This is a genomic window from Cohnella sp. 56 (assembly GCF_037963805.1).
Taxonomy (GTDB): domain Bacteria; phylum Bacillota; class Bacilli; order Paenibacillales; family Paenibacillaceae; genus Cohnella.
The window spans coordinates 33474-49397 of sequence record NZ_JAZDQE010000013.1 but is presented as its reverse complement, the minus strand read 5'-3'; the positions used below and the strand labels follow the sequence as shown (position 1 = coordinate 49397).

Annotated in this window: 14 protein-coding genes; 2 read left to right on the top strand and 12 right to left on the bottom strand. The window is 61.5% G+C overall.

The annotated features are described in order from the left end of the window. Positions 1–10: 10 nt before the first annotated feature. On the bottom strand, positions 11–742 hold the full coding sequence (locus VQ071_RS20925) for a response regulator transcription factor (RefSeq protein WP_340516181.1): 732 nt from the start codon (positions 740–742) through the stop codon (positions 11–13). A 118-nt stretch (positions 743–860) separates the two neighbouring features. Then, entirely contained in the window at positions 861–2666 is a 1806-nt protein-coding gene (pnpS, locus tag VQ071_RS20920; RefSeq protein WP_340516179.1) for a two-component system histidine kinase PnpS, read from the bottom strand. A 180-nt stretch (positions 2667–2846) separates the two neighbouring features. On the opposite strand from pnpS, the gene yfbR reads away from it, so the two are divergent. Then, complete coding sequence (gene yfbR, locus VQ071_RS20915; protein ID WP_340516177.1) at positions 2847–3449, top strand: 5'-deoxynucleotidase; 603 nt, start codon at positions 2847–2849, stop codon at positions 3447–3449. 154 nt (positions 3450–3603) lie between these two features. Here the strand turns inward: yfbR and VQ071_RS20910 are convergent, their stop codons facing one another. From VQ071_RS20910 to VQ071_RS20880, 7 genes are all read right to left on the bottom strand, one after another. Continuing rightward, positions 3604–4029, bottom strand: coding sequence for a DUF2269 family protein (locus tag VQ071_RS20910; RefSeq protein ID WP_340516175.1), 426 nt, complete (start codon positions 4027–4029; stop codon positions 3604–3606). Between the two features lie 118 nt (positions 4030–4147). Next, complete coding sequence (locus VQ071_RS20905) at positions 4148–5380, bottom strand: aminopeptidase (protein WP_340516173.1); 1233 nt, start codon at positions 5378–5380, stop codon at positions 4148–4150. A gap of 14 nt (positions 5381–5394) precedes the next feature. Beyond that, positions 5395–6516 (bottom strand): M24 family metallopeptidase, encoded by a 1122-nt coding sequence (locus VQ071_RS20900; protein ID WP_340516171.1) that lies wholly within the window; start codon positions 6514–6516, stop codon positions 5395–5397. A gap of 131 nt (positions 6517–6647) precedes the next feature. Next, positions 6648–7592: a malate dehydrogenase gene (gene mdh, locus VQ071_RS20895; RefSeq protein ID WP_340516170.1), complete on the bottom strand. Its 945-nt coding sequence runs from the start codon at positions 7590–7592 to the stop codon at positions 6648–6650. A gap of 365 nt (positions 7593–7957) precedes the next feature. Next, entirely contained in the window at positions 7958–9253 is a 1296-nt protein-coding gene (icd, locus tag VQ071_RS20890; RefSeq protein ID WP_340516169.1) for an NADP-dependent isocitrate dehydrogenase, read from the bottom strand. A gap of 123 nt (positions 9254–9376) precedes the next feature. Then, complete coding sequence (citZ, locus tag VQ071_RS20885) at positions 9377–10492, bottom strand: citrate synthase (RefSeq protein WP_340516168.1); 1116 nt, start codon at positions 10490–10492, stop codon at positions 9377–9379. 313 nt (positions 10493–10805) lie between these two features. Further along, positions 10806–11117, bottom strand: coding sequence for a hypothetical protein (locus tag VQ071_RS20880; protein ID WP_340516167.1), 312 nt, complete (start codon positions 11115–11117; stop codon positions 10806–10808). A 178-nt stretch (positions 11118–11295) separates the two neighbouring features. Between VQ071_RS20880 and VQ071_RS20875 the strand changes: the two genes are divergently transcribed. Continuing rightward, positions 11296–12831: a Ppx/GppA phosphatase family protein gene (locus VQ071_RS20875; protein WP_340516165.1), complete on the top strand. Its 1536-nt coding sequence runs from the start codon at positions 11296–11298 to the stop codon at positions 12829–12831. Positions 12832–12884: 53 nt separating this feature from the next. On the opposite strand, the gene VQ071_RS20870 is transcribed toward VQ071_RS20875, so the two are convergent. The 3 genes from VQ071_RS20870 to VQ071_RS20860 all read right to left on the bottom strand — a co-directional run bounded on the left by VQ071_RS20870 (position 12885) and on the right by VQ071_RS20860 (position 15763). After that, on the bottom strand, positions 12885–13046 hold the full coding sequence (locus VQ071_RS20870; RefSeq protein WP_340516164.1) for a mechanosensitive ion channel protein MscL: 162 nt from the start codon (positions 13044–13046) through the stop codon (positions 12885–12887). 80 nt (positions 13047–13126) lie between these two features. Then, the gene (ppk1, locus tag VQ071_RS20865) at positions 13127–15220 is read right to left on the bottom strand and encodes a polyphosphate kinase 1 (protein ID WP_340516163.1); all 2094 of its coding nucleotides are present in this window, start codon (positions 15218–15220) and stop codon (positions 13127–13129) included. 135 nt (positions 15221–15355) lie between these two features. Beyond that, positions 15356–15763 (bottom strand): FxsA family protein, encoded by a 408-nt coding sequence (locus VQ071_RS20860; RefSeq protein ID WP_340516162.1) that lies wholly within the window; start codon positions 15761–15763, stop codon positions 15356–15358. Positions 15764–15924: the final 161 nt, after the last annotated feature.

Sequence of the window (15924 nt, the reverse complement as noted above, 5' to 3'; positions counted from 1 at the left end):
TTCGCGTATATTATAGCTTGCCGGCAAGCCCCGCCTTCCGGTTGACCGTCAGCTTGTAGCCGACGCCCCGGATCGACTCGATCTGCACCGATTGCTGGTTCAGCTCGAGCTTCTTGCGCAGCGAGCTGACATGCACGTCCACCGTACGCTGCCCGCCGATGTAGTCGAAGCCCCATACGACGTTCATCAGATCGTCGCGCGTAATGACGATGCCGGGGCGCTCGGCCAGATAGAGCAGCACCTCGAATTCTTTTGGTCGAAGGCTGATCCATTCGCCGCCGGCCTGGACCTCGTACTTGTCCGGATAAATCTGCAGCGCACCGAGCGAGATCACCTTTTCTCCCGACGGATCTCCCTTGGGCCTGGCCTCTTCGTTGCGCGAGCGCCGCAGTACCGCGGACGTGCGGGCGAGCAGCTCCGCCACGCCGAACGGCTTGGTGATATAGTCGTCCGCGCCGAGCTTCAGTCCCTGCACGACCTCCTCCTCCGCATTGCGCGCGGTCAGAATGATGACCGGCGTCTTCACGCCGTGCTGGCGCAGCTTCTGCAGCACCTCGAAGCCGTTCATGCCCGGCAGCATCAGATCGAGGAATATAATGGCGTAATCTTCGTGAATCGCCTTGTGCAGTCCTTCCGCGCCGTTGCCGATCACCTCGGTCTCGTACCCGTCCTGCGACAAGTTATAGGTGACCAGACGCGCGATCGTAGGTTCATCCTCAATAATCAGCACCTTGTCCGACATATGCCCCTCCAGTCCGATCGGTCCGCTTGACGTCCCGGCTCTTCAGTCAATTTATCATGCCGATGTAAATTCAGTATCAACCTATCGTTAACGCCGTGTAAAATGGCAATTCCTCGCATTAATCCTGGATCAGCGGCAGCTCGATAATAAACGTCGAGCCTGTCCCTACCGTGCTCTCGACCCGGATCGCGCCATGATGCAGCTCGACCAGATGCTTGACGATCGACAGGCCGAGACCCGTGCCGCCGGAGCTGCGCGAGCGGGCTTTGTCCACCCGGTAGAACCGTTCGAAAATGCGGGGCAGGTCCTTCTTCGGAATGCCGATGCCCGTATCGGATACCGCGATGCGGACGCGCTCTTCGCTGTCTTCGCCTTCGCCCGGCTCGACGATGGCCGCCTGCACCTTCACCCTGCCGCCTTCCGGCGTGTAGCTGATCCCATTTTGCAGCAGATTCAGTACAATCTGGCCGAGTCGGTCTTCGTCCGCTTCGATGAACAGCTCCTCCGGCACCGCGAGCTCCAGCGCGATCTCCTTCTTGGCGGCTTCGGGCCCCAAAAATTCAAGATGGCGCTCCAGAAACGACTTCAGGTCGATCGGCGAAAATTGCAGCGGCGAGCGTCTGGACTCGATCTTGGACAGCTCCAAAATATCGCCGATGAGCCGGTTCAGCCTGTCGCTCTCGTCATGGATGATCTTGAGGAACGAGCGCGCCGTCTCCGGATCGTCCACCGCGCCGGCCAGCAGCGTCTCGGCGAAGCCCTTGACGGCGGCGACCGGCGTCTTGAGCTCATGCGATACGTTGGCGACGAACTCGCTGCGCATCCGCTCGAGGCGTCTGATCGCGCTGACGTCCTGAAGCACCAGCAGCAGGCCCGGCGCGATATCGTCGTCCATCGGGATCGGCACCAGATGGAGCTCCAGCAGCCGCTCCTCCGGGTAGTAGACCGTCAGTTCCTCATGGATCGGCTCTCCCGTCTCGAAGCCGGCGCGGATGAGCTGCAGCAGCTCGTACTGCTGCTTGGCCTCCGTGTAGCTGCGGCCTACCCGCTCCCGCGCCAGGCTCCCGAGCAGCAGCTCCGCGCTCCGGTTGTAGACGCGGATCCGTCCGTCGGGGCCGATCATGACGACGCCGCTGATCATATGGTCGAGCACCGATTGCAGATGGAGTTCGTTCCTGCGGATCTCGCTCATATGATCCTGCAGGTTGGCCGCCATCGCCCCCAGCGCCCTGCCCAGCTCCCCGATCTCGTCCCGCCCAGCATCCGGGACGCGGATCGTGTAGTCCATCGCCGCCATCCGCTTGGCAGCGGACGTCATCCGTTCGAGCGGCCGCGTGATGCTGTGCGCCACCCTGTAGCTGACGAGCGCCGCCAGCGCGAATACCGCGAGCAGTCCGAGCGCGAGCGCCATCCACATGCGATCGAGATTGCGCTCGACGGCGGAGAGCGACATCGCCAGGCGGATGATGCCGACAGTCTGGCCCGACTGCTCGCTGCGGACCGCATAGGCGACATACAGCATATTCTCATTGAGCGTACCGCTATGGCGGATGCTCTTGCCGAGTCCCGAGGCCAGCGCCTCGCGGACCTCTTCGCGGCCCGCATGATTGTCCATCGTGGCGGGCTCGTGATCGGAATCTCCGAGCACCTGGCCGTCCGGCGCGATATACGTCACGCGCATATCGGCGAGCGCCTTGAAGCGGCGCGCCTGGGCTTGCAGGTATTCGGACTGTGCCGAGGCGGACTCTCCTTCGGGCCAGGGCGCCGCCGCGGAGAGCACATGCAGCTGCGTCTCCATATGGCTGCCGAGCGCTTCGAGATGATTGTGCTTGTAAAATTGTCCGGTGAAAATGCCCGCCGCCAGCACGGATAGACCGATGAGCAGCATAAACAATGCGGTCAGCTTGATACGAAACTTGCTCATGCGCCCTCCCGTTCGGCTAGCCATTCCTGATGCCGCTCCCCCTGCTGCATACGATTTCCTTCATCTTAACATAAGAGTATTAGCGCAGTGTAAAATCGGCGGCGCATTCGCTCGTCCGGATGCATCCTTGCTATCGCTTAAGGTATAGTAGGAATACGGCGCTATTTGAGGAGGTTTCGCATGCAGCAGCATTTTCTCGCTTATTTGTACCGGCTGAGATATATCGAGCGCTGGAGTCTGATGCGCAATTCCATGAAAGAAAACGTGGCCGAGCATTCCTATCATACGGCGCTGCTCGCCCATCTGCTGTGTACGATCGGTCGGGACCTGTACGGCCGCGAGCTCGACCCGGACAAGGCCGCCGCGCGCGCGCTGTTCCACGATGCGACCGAGGTGTTCACCGGCGACATCCCGACACCCGTCAAGCATCACAATCCCGCGATTCTGTCGAACTTCAGAGACCTGGAGCGGCTGGCCGCCGAGCGCCTGCTCGGGACCGTGCCGCCCGAGCTCGCTGGAACTTACGGGCCGCTGCTCATGCGGCAGGCACAGGACGACGAGCTCGGACGCTACGTCAAGGCGGCGGACATCCTCGACGGCTATCTCAAGTGCGTCTCCGAGTTGTCGGCGGGCAACCGGGAATTCGCCACGGCCCGCAGACAGTTCGAGGAGCGGCTCGCCGCGCTCGGCATGCCGGAGGTGGACTGGTTCCTGAGCCGGCTCGCTCCGAGCTTCGAGATGACGATCGACGAGCTGGCCGAACCGGAGCAAGGCAGGACTTAGCGCCGGCGGCGCAGACGATGTACGAGGCGGTCTCGGCCGCTCTGACGCGAATCGCCTCCCCGCGCTGTGCCGCGGCAAAAGACAAAGGCTCCGTCAAGCGCCTGCTGGCGCCCGACAGAGCCTTAGTTTGCTTGCTTTTCGGCATTAAGTTGCATTAAGCGAGCCAAGGATTCTTCATCAGCCACACGACGACCAGGAACGCGATCAATATCACGAAGCTGAGCGTCTGAACGCGCGAGATGCTGCCGGAAGCGTCCTGGCTGCCCGAGGCGGCGGTGACGATGCGCTTGAGCGGCGCCTGTACGATGCCGGACAACGCGCCGAGCGCGACGAACAAAATGATGATCGTTACCATCCACGATACCGCATACTCATTTTGAGAAATCAGATAACCGCCCGTCAGCAGCTGCAGCACCAACGAATATTGCCCGATGCGGCCCGCCGTCACGAGCCCGCTGGCCAGACCCTCCTGAGCCGGCGTGGACAGCTGTCTGAAGCGCTTGGCCAGAAACGGCAGAATGGCATAAATCCCCATCCCGATCGCTCCGACGATGTGCAAAAAGATCATAACGTCATACATCTCGTATGTACCCTCCCATGCCATAATAAGACAAGTTACTGTAAGTATACACAATTCAAGAGGCCAAGTAAAAAGCCCCTCTCCTCGCGGAGAGAGGCAAAATTGCGATAGGGTCCAGTCAGAACGCCCAGGCGCCCTTGTTAAATACTTGCTCCTCCGTGCCATCTGCGGTCACACCGAAAATATCCAGCTCCCCGGAGCCCACCATGAAGTCCGTATGCACGGTGCTGACATTCAAGCCGCGCGCCAGCAGCGCCTCCTGGCCGAGATCCGCTCCTCCCGCGACGCACGAAGAATAGGCGCCGCCTACGGCCAGGTGGCAGGAGGCGTTCTCGTCGAACAGCGTTTTGAAAAACAGCAGGCCGCTGTCCGAGATCGGCGAACGGTGCGGCACAAGCGCGACCTCGCCCAGGTAAGCGGCGCCCTCGTCCATCTTGACCAGGTTGGCGAGCGTATCGGCGCCGCGGTCCGCCGATGTCCGGACAGCCCGGCCGCCCTCGAACTCCAGCCTGAAGCCGTCGATAATCTGGCCGGCGTAGCTCAGCGGCTTCGTACTGGTCACGACGCCGCTGACGCCGTCCCGCTTGGGCGCGGTATATACCTCTTCGGTCGGCAGGTTCGGCACGAACCAGACGCCGTCCGCGTTCTCCTTGCGTCCGCCGAGCCAGATATGGTCCTGCGGCAGCTCGATCCGAAGGTCCGTGCCGGGAGCCGCATACCGGAGCGCCCGGTACTGCTTGGCATTCAGAATGTCGGCCCGCCGCTTCAGGTTCGCCAGATGCGCCTCCCACGCAGCCAGCGCGTCCTCGCGGTCGGCCCGCACGAGCTTGAAGATCGCGTCCCACAGCAGATTGATTCGTTCTTCGGACGGCGCATCCGGGAATACTTTGTCCGCCCAGCCCTGCGAAGGCGTCGTCGCGATCGTCCAGCTGAACTTGAAGCCGCGGGACAGCGCCCGGTACTCCTGCATAGCCCGGCCGGCGGCCAGCTGCGCATCCGCGATTCGGCCGCCCGGCACGCCGCTCAGCAGATCCGGACTGTCCGACATGATGTTGATCGTCGCCGCGCCCGCGCGGGCCAGCTCCAGCTTCTCGGCAGCCGACCACTTCGGCTCCTCCTTGAACACATCGTCCGGCGCCAGCTCATACTTCAGCCGCGTCACGGTCTCGTCGGTCCAGAATACTTTGACGTTGCGGGCGCCCGCTTCGTAGCAATGCCTGACGACGAGCCGCGTCAACGCCGCGCCGTCCAGCGACGCATTGACGACGACTGTCTGCCCCGGCTGCACGTTCGCGCCGATCTTTACGATCAGCTCCGCATACCGCTCCAGCTTGTGTGCGAATTCGTTCATGAATACCTCCTGTGTCAGGCTTCCGCCGCAATGACGGTCAGCCGCTTCGGATAGCGCGTCAGCACGCCCGCCGAGCCGTCTTCCTTAATGTATACGTCGTCCTCGATCCGTACGCCGCCGACGATATGATCGTACACGCCCGGCTCGACGGTAAAAACCATGCCGGGCGTCAGCGGCGCGTCGTTCACGCCGGACATGGACGGCTGCTCGTGCACATCCATGCCGAAGCCGTGGCCGACACGATGGGTGAACAGCGGTCCGTAGCCCGCCCGCTCGATCTCCCCGCGCGCCGCCGCATCGACCGCCGACACGGGCACGCCCGCAGCCGCAGCCGCGATGCCCGCTTCGTTGGCGGCCAGCACCGCTTCATAAATCGCGCGCTGCGCGTCCGACGCCTCGCCCACGACGAATGTCCGAGTGATGTCGGAGCAATAACCGTTCGCCTGCACCCCGATGTCGATGAGCAGGAAATCGCCGCGCTGAATCCGATGCTGGCCGGGTACGCCATGCGGCAGCGCGGAGCGCGCACCGGTGAGCACAATCGTCTCGAAGGCCGGCCGGTCCGCGCCCAGCTCCCGCATCTTGCGCTCGATCTCGGCTGCCAGCTCGAGCTCGGTCATGCCGACGCGAGCCTGCGATACGGCATGCGCCATGACGGACTCGATGATATCGACCGCATGCTGTATGCGCGCGATCTCGTCTGCGCTCTTGGCCAGACGCATATCCAGGATCGGCTGCTCCACATCCGCGAACGCCGCTCCCGGATACACCGTCTGCAGCCGCTCGGCTTTGGCCAGCGACACGGCTCCCTTTTCCACCCCGATCGACGCGGAGCCTTCGCCGGGCGAATGTAGGCGCAGCAGCTCGTATGCATCGTCGCTGTCCGAGATCGGCACGATCGCAAGGCCGGGAGCCGCCTCCTCGGCTGCAGTCGCATCCAGCAGCGGCACGTACAGCTTGACTTCACGGGCTGCGCTGTCCAGCACGAGGGCAAGGAACCGTTCATGCGGATTGCAGCTGAAGCCTGTCAGATAGGCGACATTCGTCGGTGACGTCACCAGGGCGATCCGGATGTCGGCTTGCGCCAGCTGCGTCAGCAGACGTTCTCTCCGTGCTGTATATATTTCGTTTGCCATTCGTTCCTCTCCTTCCGCGGACCTGCCTCTTTCGTTCAGAGCGTAGAGCGTAGAACAACTCCAAGATCGTTAGACCTTGGAGTTGCAGCGATACGCTGTCGGTTCGGTTCGGACCGGCGCGAATCGGCCGGTCAGACGTTCTCGACGATCTTGATGACGCTTCGGACCGATTCGGCGGATTTCTCCAGCGCGGCCTTCTCCTCGGCGGTCAGATCGAGCTCGAATACCTTCTCGATGCCGTCGCCGCCCAGTACGGCGAGCACACCCATGAACAGATTGTCGTAGCCGTATTCGCCCTGCAGCAGCGCGATAACCGGCAGGATGCGCTTCTTGTCCTTCAGGATCGCTTCGGTCATCTGCACGAGCGAGGCGGCAGGCGCGTAGTAGGCGCTGCCGCTGCCCAGCAGACTGACGATCTCTCCGCCGCCTACGCGCGTGCGGGCGACGATCGCATCGATCTGCTCCTTGGGCAGCAGCTTCTCGACCGGGATGCCCCCGATCGTCGTATAGCGGACGAGCGGCACCATGTCGTCGCCGTGGCCGCCGAGCACGACGCCGCGCACGTCCTCGACCGAGACGCCCAGCGCTTCGGCGAGGAACGTATTGTAGCGAGCCGTGTCGAGCACGCCAGATTGGCCGATGACGCGGTTTTTCGGAAAGCCGAGCGCCTTGTTGGCGACATACGTCATCGCATCGACCGGATTGGAGAGAATGATGACGTATGCGTTCGGGCTGGTCGTCTTCACGCTCTCGCAGACCGACTTCACGATGCCTGCGTTCGTGCTCACCAGATCGTCGCGGCTCATGCCCGGCTTGCGCGCGATGCCGGCCGTGATGATGACGACGTCCGAGCCCGCGGAGTCCGCATAGTCCGAAGTGCCGACGATCTTGGCGTCGATGCCCTGCACCGGCGCGGACTCGGCCATGTCGAGCGCCTTGCCCTTCGTCGGGTTCTCAAGCTGCGGGATATCGAGCAGCACCACATCCCCGAGTTCCTTCTGCGCCAGCATAAGCGCCGTCGTCGCACCGGTGAACCCTGCGCCCACCACCGTAATTTTCGCACGTTTGATCGCCATTCACATTCCCTCCTCCAAATTCCTCGCTACTAGCTTACCCAAATCCCCCGCCAGCCTACTGTCCCGCGTTAGCTATTGCACTCTCGCTTCCAGCCGCCAACGCCAGTCGCAATCTGTAAACAAATAATCCCCTTCGCCGCCACCATAAGCACCGACGAAGAGGACTATTATTTTCAAAGCTCTCCCCACCTGCTAGCCCATATCTGCGCGCCTCTGTCCCCCGACCGTTATTCAGCAGGGTGTCCAGAGGGCAGCGCCCTCGGAGTCCCCCTTTGAAGGGGGATCTAGGGGGTTGGACTTCGGTGTCCAGAGGGCAGCGCCCTTTGGAATCTCCCTTCCAGGGGGACTTAGGGGGTCGCAACCTATTACATGTTCTTGATGATCTCGTCCGCGAACTCGGAGCACTTCACTTCGGTCGCGCCTTCCATCAGGCGGGCAAAGTCGTACGTGACGGTCTTGCTGTTGATGGACTTCTCCAGACCCTTGTAGATCAGGTCCGCAGCTTCCAGCCAGCCCAGGTGCTCGAACATCATGACGCCGGACAGGATGACGGAGCCCGGGTTGACGACGTCCTTGTCGGCGTACTTCGGCGCAGTGCCGTGAGTCGCCTCGAAGATCGCGTGGCCGGTCATATAGTTGATGTTGGCGCCCGGCGCGATGCCGATGCCGCCGACTTGGGCAGCCAGCGCGTCGGACAGGTAGTCGCCGTTCAGGTTCAGCGTCGCGATGACGTCGAAGTCCGTCGGACGCGTCAGCACTTGCTGCAGCGCGATGTCGGCGATTGCGTCCTTCACGAGGATCTTGCCTTCGGCCAGCGCGGACTTCTGCGCTGCGTTAGCCGCTTCTTCGCCTTGCTCAGCCTTGATGGCGTCGTATTGGTTCCAAGTGAACACCTGGTCGCCGAATTCGCGCTCTGCCAGCTCGTAGCCCCAGTTCTTGAACGCGCCCTCGGTGAACTTCATGATGTTGCCCTTGTGCACCAGGGTGACGGACTTGCGCTTGTGCTTGATCGCATATTCGATCGCGGCGCGGATCAGGCGCTCGGAGCCGTCCTTCGATACCGGCTTGATGCCGATGCCGGAAGTCTCGGGGAAGCGGATCTTCTTGACGCCCATCTGCTGCTGCAGGAACTCGATGACCTTCTTCGCATCGGCCGTCTCGGCTTGATACTCGATGCCGGCGTAGATGTCCTCGGTGTTCTCGCGGAAGATGACCATGTCGACCAGTTCAGGACGCTTGACCGGCGAAGGCACGCCGTCGAAGTAACGAACCGGACGCAGGCACACGTACAGGTCGAGCTCCTGGCGCAGCGCGACGTTCAGGGAGCGGATGCCGCCGCCGATCGGCGTCGTCAGCGGGCCCTTGATCGCGATGATGTACTCGCGGATCGCAGTCAGCGTGTCGGCAGGCAGCCACTCGCCGTAAGCGTTGAACGCCTTCTCGCCGGCGAACACTTCGTACCAGGCGATTTGCTTTTCGCCGCCGTACGCCTTCTCTACAGCAGCGTCCAGGACGCGCTTGGCGGCGCGCCAGATGTCGCGGCCCGTGCCGTCGCCTTCGATGAAGGGAATGATCGGATTGTTAGGAACGTTCAGGACGCCGTTTTCGTTGACCTTGATCGGTTCGCCGGATTGCGGCAGTTCGAATTTTTCGAGTTGCATGTGGGAATAACCTCCTGGTAATTGAAGTGCAAGCATGGAAAAGCGGTTGCGGACGCAGTGAACCGACGCATCGCCCTCCGCGCGGGACGCGCGGCCGGGGACCCGTCAGAACACGAGCTTCATTTAAGCGCGTGCGCCGATCGCCACGTAGTGTTGATCGACAGGACCGACATATTCTGCACGCGGACGGATCAAGCGGTTGTCGGCGAGCTGCTCGAGGATGTGCGCGGTCCAGCCCGACACGCGGCTGATCGCGAAGATCGGCGTGAACAGATCGCGCGGAATGCCGAGCAGCGTATAGCAGGAAGCCGAGTAGAAGTCGACGTTCGGCTTCAAGCCCTTCTGACCGGTCACGAGCTCCTCGATGCGGACGGACATATCGTACAGACGGCTGTCGCCCTTCAGCTCGCTGAGGTTTTTGGACATTTGCTGCAGATGCTTGGCGCGCGGATCGCCCGTGCGATAGACGCGGTGGCCGAAGCCCATGATCTTCTCTTTGTTGTTCAGCTTGTTCTGGATATACGGCTCTACGTTGTCCAGCGTGCCGATCTCGTCGAGCATGACCATGACGGCTTCGTTGGCGCCGCCGTGCAGCGGTCCCTTGAGCGCGCCGATCGCGGAGGTGACGCCGGAGTAAATGTCCGACAGCGTAGCCACGGTGACGCGCGCGGCGAACGTCGACGCATTCAGCTCATGGTCGGCATGCAGTACAAGCGCCTTGTCCAGCGCGGTGACGGCGACTTCGGCCGGCTCTTCGCCGGTCAGCATATACAGGAAGTTGTGCGCGATGCCGACGCCCGTCTTCGGCGCGATCGGCTCTTGTCCCTGGCGCAGACGCGCAAAAGCTGCGATCACGGTGCCCATCTGGGCCTGCAGCTTGATCGCCTTGCGATAGTTCGCTTCCTTGCTCGGGTCGTTCGCTTCGGGATCGTAGAGCGCGAGGCTCGAGATCGCCGTGCGGAGCGCAGCCATCGAATTCGCGCCCTTCGGATAAAGGCGCAGGCCGTCGATGACCTCGGACGGCACCTTGGCGGCTTCTCCGAGCTGCGCGTTCAGTTCGTTCAGCTCGCTCTGGGTCGGCAGCTTACCGTTCCAGAGCAAATATGCGACTTCTTCGAAGCTTGCCTTCTCGGCCAGCTCGTCGATGTTGTAGCCCCGGTACGTCAGCACGCCGTCGATGATGGAGCTGATCGACGAGGACGCGGCGACGATGCCTTCAAGGCCTTTGGTAGCTGTCATGGTTTTCTCTCCTTCAATTCCAAGATAACGAATCCAACAAGCGCTGGCCGCGCATCGGATCGTCCGGGCACGCAGATGAGCCGAACGGAAGAGAGTCTGTCCGTACGGGCCGCGTGAAGCCCTATTAGTTTCGGTTTTTGACGCCTTTTTTAATGATAAACGATTTCAATTGCGAATGGAACTAAACGAAGCATAAAAATGCTTTATCGCATATATAGACGATTACTCTCACATTCGCGCACTGACGCGGAACCGCGGCAATTGTAACGGGCCGGCAAGCGACATGCATCGGCCGCCGGTCCGCACCCGATTTTCACATGGATTCGACGTTCATCGTCGCAATATGCCGCTTCGTGTCCTCCGTCCCCCAATCGCTGAGCCGACGATAGATTTCCTTCAGATAATAATCGTAGCCGTCGTTTTCCGGATCGTTGTGATATTCCAAAAAAGGCTGATGCGCCCGCCAATATCCGGCTTGATCGAATTCGTCCATCGCGTCGAACAATTCCTGCAGCTGCACAAGCTCCTCTTCGCCCGCCTCGATCTCGAATTCGTAGGAAGCGTCGCCTCGATTCGTGTTGATCGTTCTGGCCTGCACCGATACGTAGTAGGTTGATTTGCCCATATGGTCCTCCCTGAGCTGGCTGATGTTAGACGTATTGTGTCCACGCGGACCGCGAATTTATGCCGATCGCCGGCCCTCGGATACGAAGCGCTTTTGCACACCGGGACATGATGATAGAATAGCGATAAAGCTTCAGAGCGGACGGGCGCGGGATCGCGTGCCGCCAGAGGAGGATTCTATGTCATTTGCAGCACAAACGACGGGCATGATCGATATCGGCTCCAATACGGTTCGTCTCTCCATCTACCGGGTGACCGAGGCCGGCGCGTACCGCGTCATCGATCAGGGGCGTTGGCCCGCCAGACTCAGCCAGCGGCTGACAGCGGACGGGCGGCTGCCCGCAGATGTCGTCGCCGAGCTGGGCGAGGTGCTGCGCCATTACAAGCGCATCTGCCGCATTCACGGCACGGACCGCATCCGCGCGGTGGCGACGGCCGCCCTCCGCCAGGCCGTCAACCGGGATCAAGTACTCGCGGCGCTGTACGAGGAGACGGGACTGCGCATCGAACTGCTGCCCGGGGAGGAGGAAGCTCGCCTTGGCAGCCTCGCAATGCTCCGCACGATGAACGTCAAGGACGGATTCGTCGTCGACATCGGCGGCGGCAGTACGGAGATCACGCTGCTGAGAGATCGCCGGACGATCGCATCCGCCTCATTGCCTATCGGCTGCGTCAATACGTCCGCGCGGTTTGGGCTCGGAGAGTCCCCCGTCGCCCAAGCGACGCTCGAGGCGATGGAGAAGGACATTCAAGGCAAGCTGGCGGCGCTGGACTGGATAGCGGACTATCCGGGGCTGCCGGTCATAGGCTTGGGCGGTACCGTGCGCGCGCTCGGCAAGCTGCGGCAGCGGCTGGACGAGTACCCTTATGCAAGTCTGCACGGCTACGAGATTCCCGCCGACAGACTGACGTCGGCGATCGAGCTGCTGTCGCCGCTGACGGTGGACAAGCGCCGCAAGCTGCCCGGCCTGTCCAAGGACAGGGCGGACGTGATCGTCCCTGGACTCGTCATCCTGCAGGCGCTGATGCGCATATGCGGCTCCTCGCGCATCATCGTCAGCGGCGCGGGCCTTAGGGACGGCTTGTTCTTCGACACCTGCCTGCCCGAGCTGCCGATGGACGGCGAAGACGCAGTCGCCGAGGAGAGCATCCGCAACCTGCGCGCCCTCTATCCCGGCGCGCCGGACAGCCATCTCGACCAGGTGAACAGGCTCTCGCTGGCGCTGTACGACCAGCTCGCTCCCGGCCTCGAGCTGCCGGCAGAATCCCGGCGGGTGCTGAGCGCGGCCGCCAGGCTGTTCCGGATCGGCGCCGTCATCGATTACAACGACTGCGCCCAGCACACGTTCTATATGCTGATGCATGCGCACTGGAACGGCATGACCCATCGCGAGACGCTGCTGACGGCGGCGGTCGCCTCCTACCGCAACGCGAATGCGCTGAGGCGCGCCCTCGCAGGCTACCGCTCGCTGCTCCTGGCCGGCGACGAGGAGCTTGCCGCCAGGCTGGGCATGCTGCTGCAGCTCGCGGCCGCGCTCGACCGCAGCGAATCCCAGGCGATCACCTCGCTCGAAGTGTCGGTGGCCCATCACGGCCGCCTGCTGCTCGACGCGGCTGCCAGCCATGCGCTGCCCGTCGAGACGACGGAGGTCCAGACGCTGGCCAAGGAATTCAAGAAATGCTGGGGACTGTCTCCCGTCCTGCATCTCGTGTAAAGCCGCATCATATTCGCACATAAAAAAAGGACGCCATCGGCTTCCTTTTTTTATTAATATAAAATTCTGCGCATGACCCTGACTTCATAGCCGTACTTGCTGCGCATCAGCCGCATCTGCGCGTTGATGAAGTCGTGAATTTCCTTGAGCCTTGACGTGTTCGGCCGCAGCGTCTCCTTGACTTCGCCGCCGACGATAATGTCGAATACGATCATATCGTCCCTCCTCTCCATTGCATCCCGCTATATGTATGTTAAGCGGAGAATGTTAATGGCAGATTAGGCGAATTAAATATTCATGTGAAATCTTGCGCGTCTGCGATCGTTTTCCACAGCGCGATATCGCAGGAAGCGAATTGGCTGCGAAGCGGAGCAAGCTCGTTCTCGACACGGACATAGCCGCCGGACGGCAGCAGCCTTCTGGCCTTGACATTGTCCTTCAAGTTCAGCTCCAGCATATTCTGCAGCGCGAGCCGGAGGCCGCGATCGTACACGGGGCACAGCAGCTCCACTCTGCGGCTGAGATTGCGGGACATCCAGTCCGCGCTCGAAATGTACACCTCGTCCTCCCCGCCCGCAGATACGTAGAGGATGCGCGCATGCTCCAAAAATCTGTCGACGACGCTGATGACGCTGACGTTGTCGCTAAGTCCCGGCACGCCCGGCCTCAGACAGCATACGCCGCGCACGATCAGATCCACCTTGACGCCCGCTTGCGACGCCTCGTACAGCTTGTCGACCATCGGCTGGCTGGACAACGAGTTGATTTTCGCGACGATCCGAGCCGGCTTGCCTCCCTTCGCGAGCGCAATCTCCCGGTCGATGAGCTCGTACAATCTGGGCCTGAGTCCCGCAGGCGCGACCGCGAACGCCCGCCAATCATGCGGCGAGGAATAGCCGGTCATCTCGTTGAACAGGGCGGAGGCATCCGCGCCGATCCAGGGATGACAGGTGAAGAGACCGGCATCGGTGTACAGCTTGGCCGTATTCTCATTATAATTGCCCGTCCCTACGTGCACGTAGCGGCGCAGCGCGCCCGCCTCCCGCCGCACGACAAGCGTGATCTTCGCATGCGTCTTCAAGCCGACCAGCCCGTAGACGACGTGACAGCCTGCGCGCTCGAGCTGCTTGGCCCAGGCGATGTTGCGCGCCTCGTCGAACCTGGCCTTGATCTCGACCACGACCGTCACCTGCTTGCCAGATTCGGCCGCTCTCGCCAGCGCCTGGACGAGCACCGAGTTGACGCTGACCCGGTACAGCGTCATCTTGATTGCGAGGACGTCCGGGTCCTCGGCCGCTTCGCTGATAAAATCGTTGACGACCTCGAACGATTCGTACGGGTGGTATACGAGCGCGTCTCCCCGCTCGCGGAGAACATTAAGAATATTGTCTTCGACGTCAAAGGCGGCGGGGTATACGGGCTCGATCGGCGGATAGCGGAGATGCTCCATATTGTGCAGAGATGCTGCGAACTTGGATAGAAACGTCAGGTCGAGCGGTCCTTCGATCTCGAAGATCTCTTCGTCGCCGATGTCCAGCTCCTCCTTGAGCAGCTCTCTGGCATGGACCGACATGCCCTTCTCGATCTCCAGCCGCACGGGAAACCCCCTTCTGCGGCGCCGCAGCTCCTTCTCCATCTCCTTGATCAGATCCTCTGCGCCCTCCTCGTTCAGCGCCAGATCCGAGTTGCGAGTCACGCGAAAAGCATGCACCGATTCGGTCGCATATCCGCTGAAAAGCTGTCCGATCTGCACTCGAATCAGCTCCTCGAGGAGCAAATACGAGCTTTTGCGGCTGCCCTTGCGGCGCCCGACCTCCAGCGTCCGCGACAAAATGGAGGGCACCTGTACGATCGCAAAATAAATCCCGCTCTCCTGAACGGGATCGCCTGCATTCTCTGCCCTGAGCACGACCGCCAGATACAGCTCCTTGTTGTGCAGCAGCGGGAACGGCCTGCTCGTGTCGACAGCCATCGGGGTCAACACCGGGTATACGATCTCCTGAAAATAAGCCGCCATCGCTTCCTGCTGCTCGGCGCCGAGCTCGTCCCACGATGCCAGCGATACATTTTCCTTGGAAAGCAGGCGCAGCAGTTCTCTGTACGTTTTGTACTGCTGTCTGACCATGCGCGAGATTCGTTTTGACAGCCGCTTGAGCAGCCCGCTCTGAGTGTAGCCTGTGAAGTCCACTTTGTTGAAGCCGGCCTTGAGCTGTTCGCGCAGCCCCGCGACGCGCACGCTCATGAACTCGTCCAGATTGCTCGCTACAATCGAGAGAAATTGCAGCCGTTCGAGCAGCGGCGTGCCGGCATCCTCGGCCTCCTCCAGCACACGGCGGTTGAACTCCATCCAGCTCAGATCCCTGTTGATGTATTGTTGGGCTCCGTGCATTCGTCTCGCTCTCCCCTTCTCCAGATCCGTCGCACAGCACGCTATTATTCGACAGTAATAAGTCCACTATGTCAAAGAAACGTTATCGCAGCATCAAGGCAATGTGAAGGGAATGTCAAATCGGACCTTCATTAATCAAAACCTTCCGAATCTGCCGCCCCCAATCCGAAGAGATCCGGATTGCGCCTTCCGAGCGAGCCAGCCGTACAGTCCGAGCCGGAATATCGGACGCGTCCACGGGAACAGCAGCGCCAGACCGATCACATCCGACAAAAAGCCGGGTACGATCAGCAGCACGCCGCCGGCAAGGACGCATACCCCGTCCAATAGCGCATGGCCGGGCATCTGCCCCGACTCCAGCTGCCGCTTCGCTTCTCCCCATACTTTGCGACCCTCGGACCGCATTAACAGACTACCGGCCGCGGCGCCAGCGAGCAGCAGCAGGAAGGTCGGCCATCCGCCGATCCAGCGGCTCATCATATAGATACCGACCGCCTCGGCCAGGACTGCGGCGAGAGCGGCCCACATGAAGCGTTTGACCATCATAAACTCCTCCTTCATGCTACTGATACGGGCAACCGCATATGCTCGTTGCGGCAAGAAATGAAGCGCCGGCGATCCTGCCCCCGGACTCACGCTGCTGCGGAACAGATGCCGTTTTATCCCTTTTGAACGGTATCCCCTTTAGTCAGGAAGATAGCGCT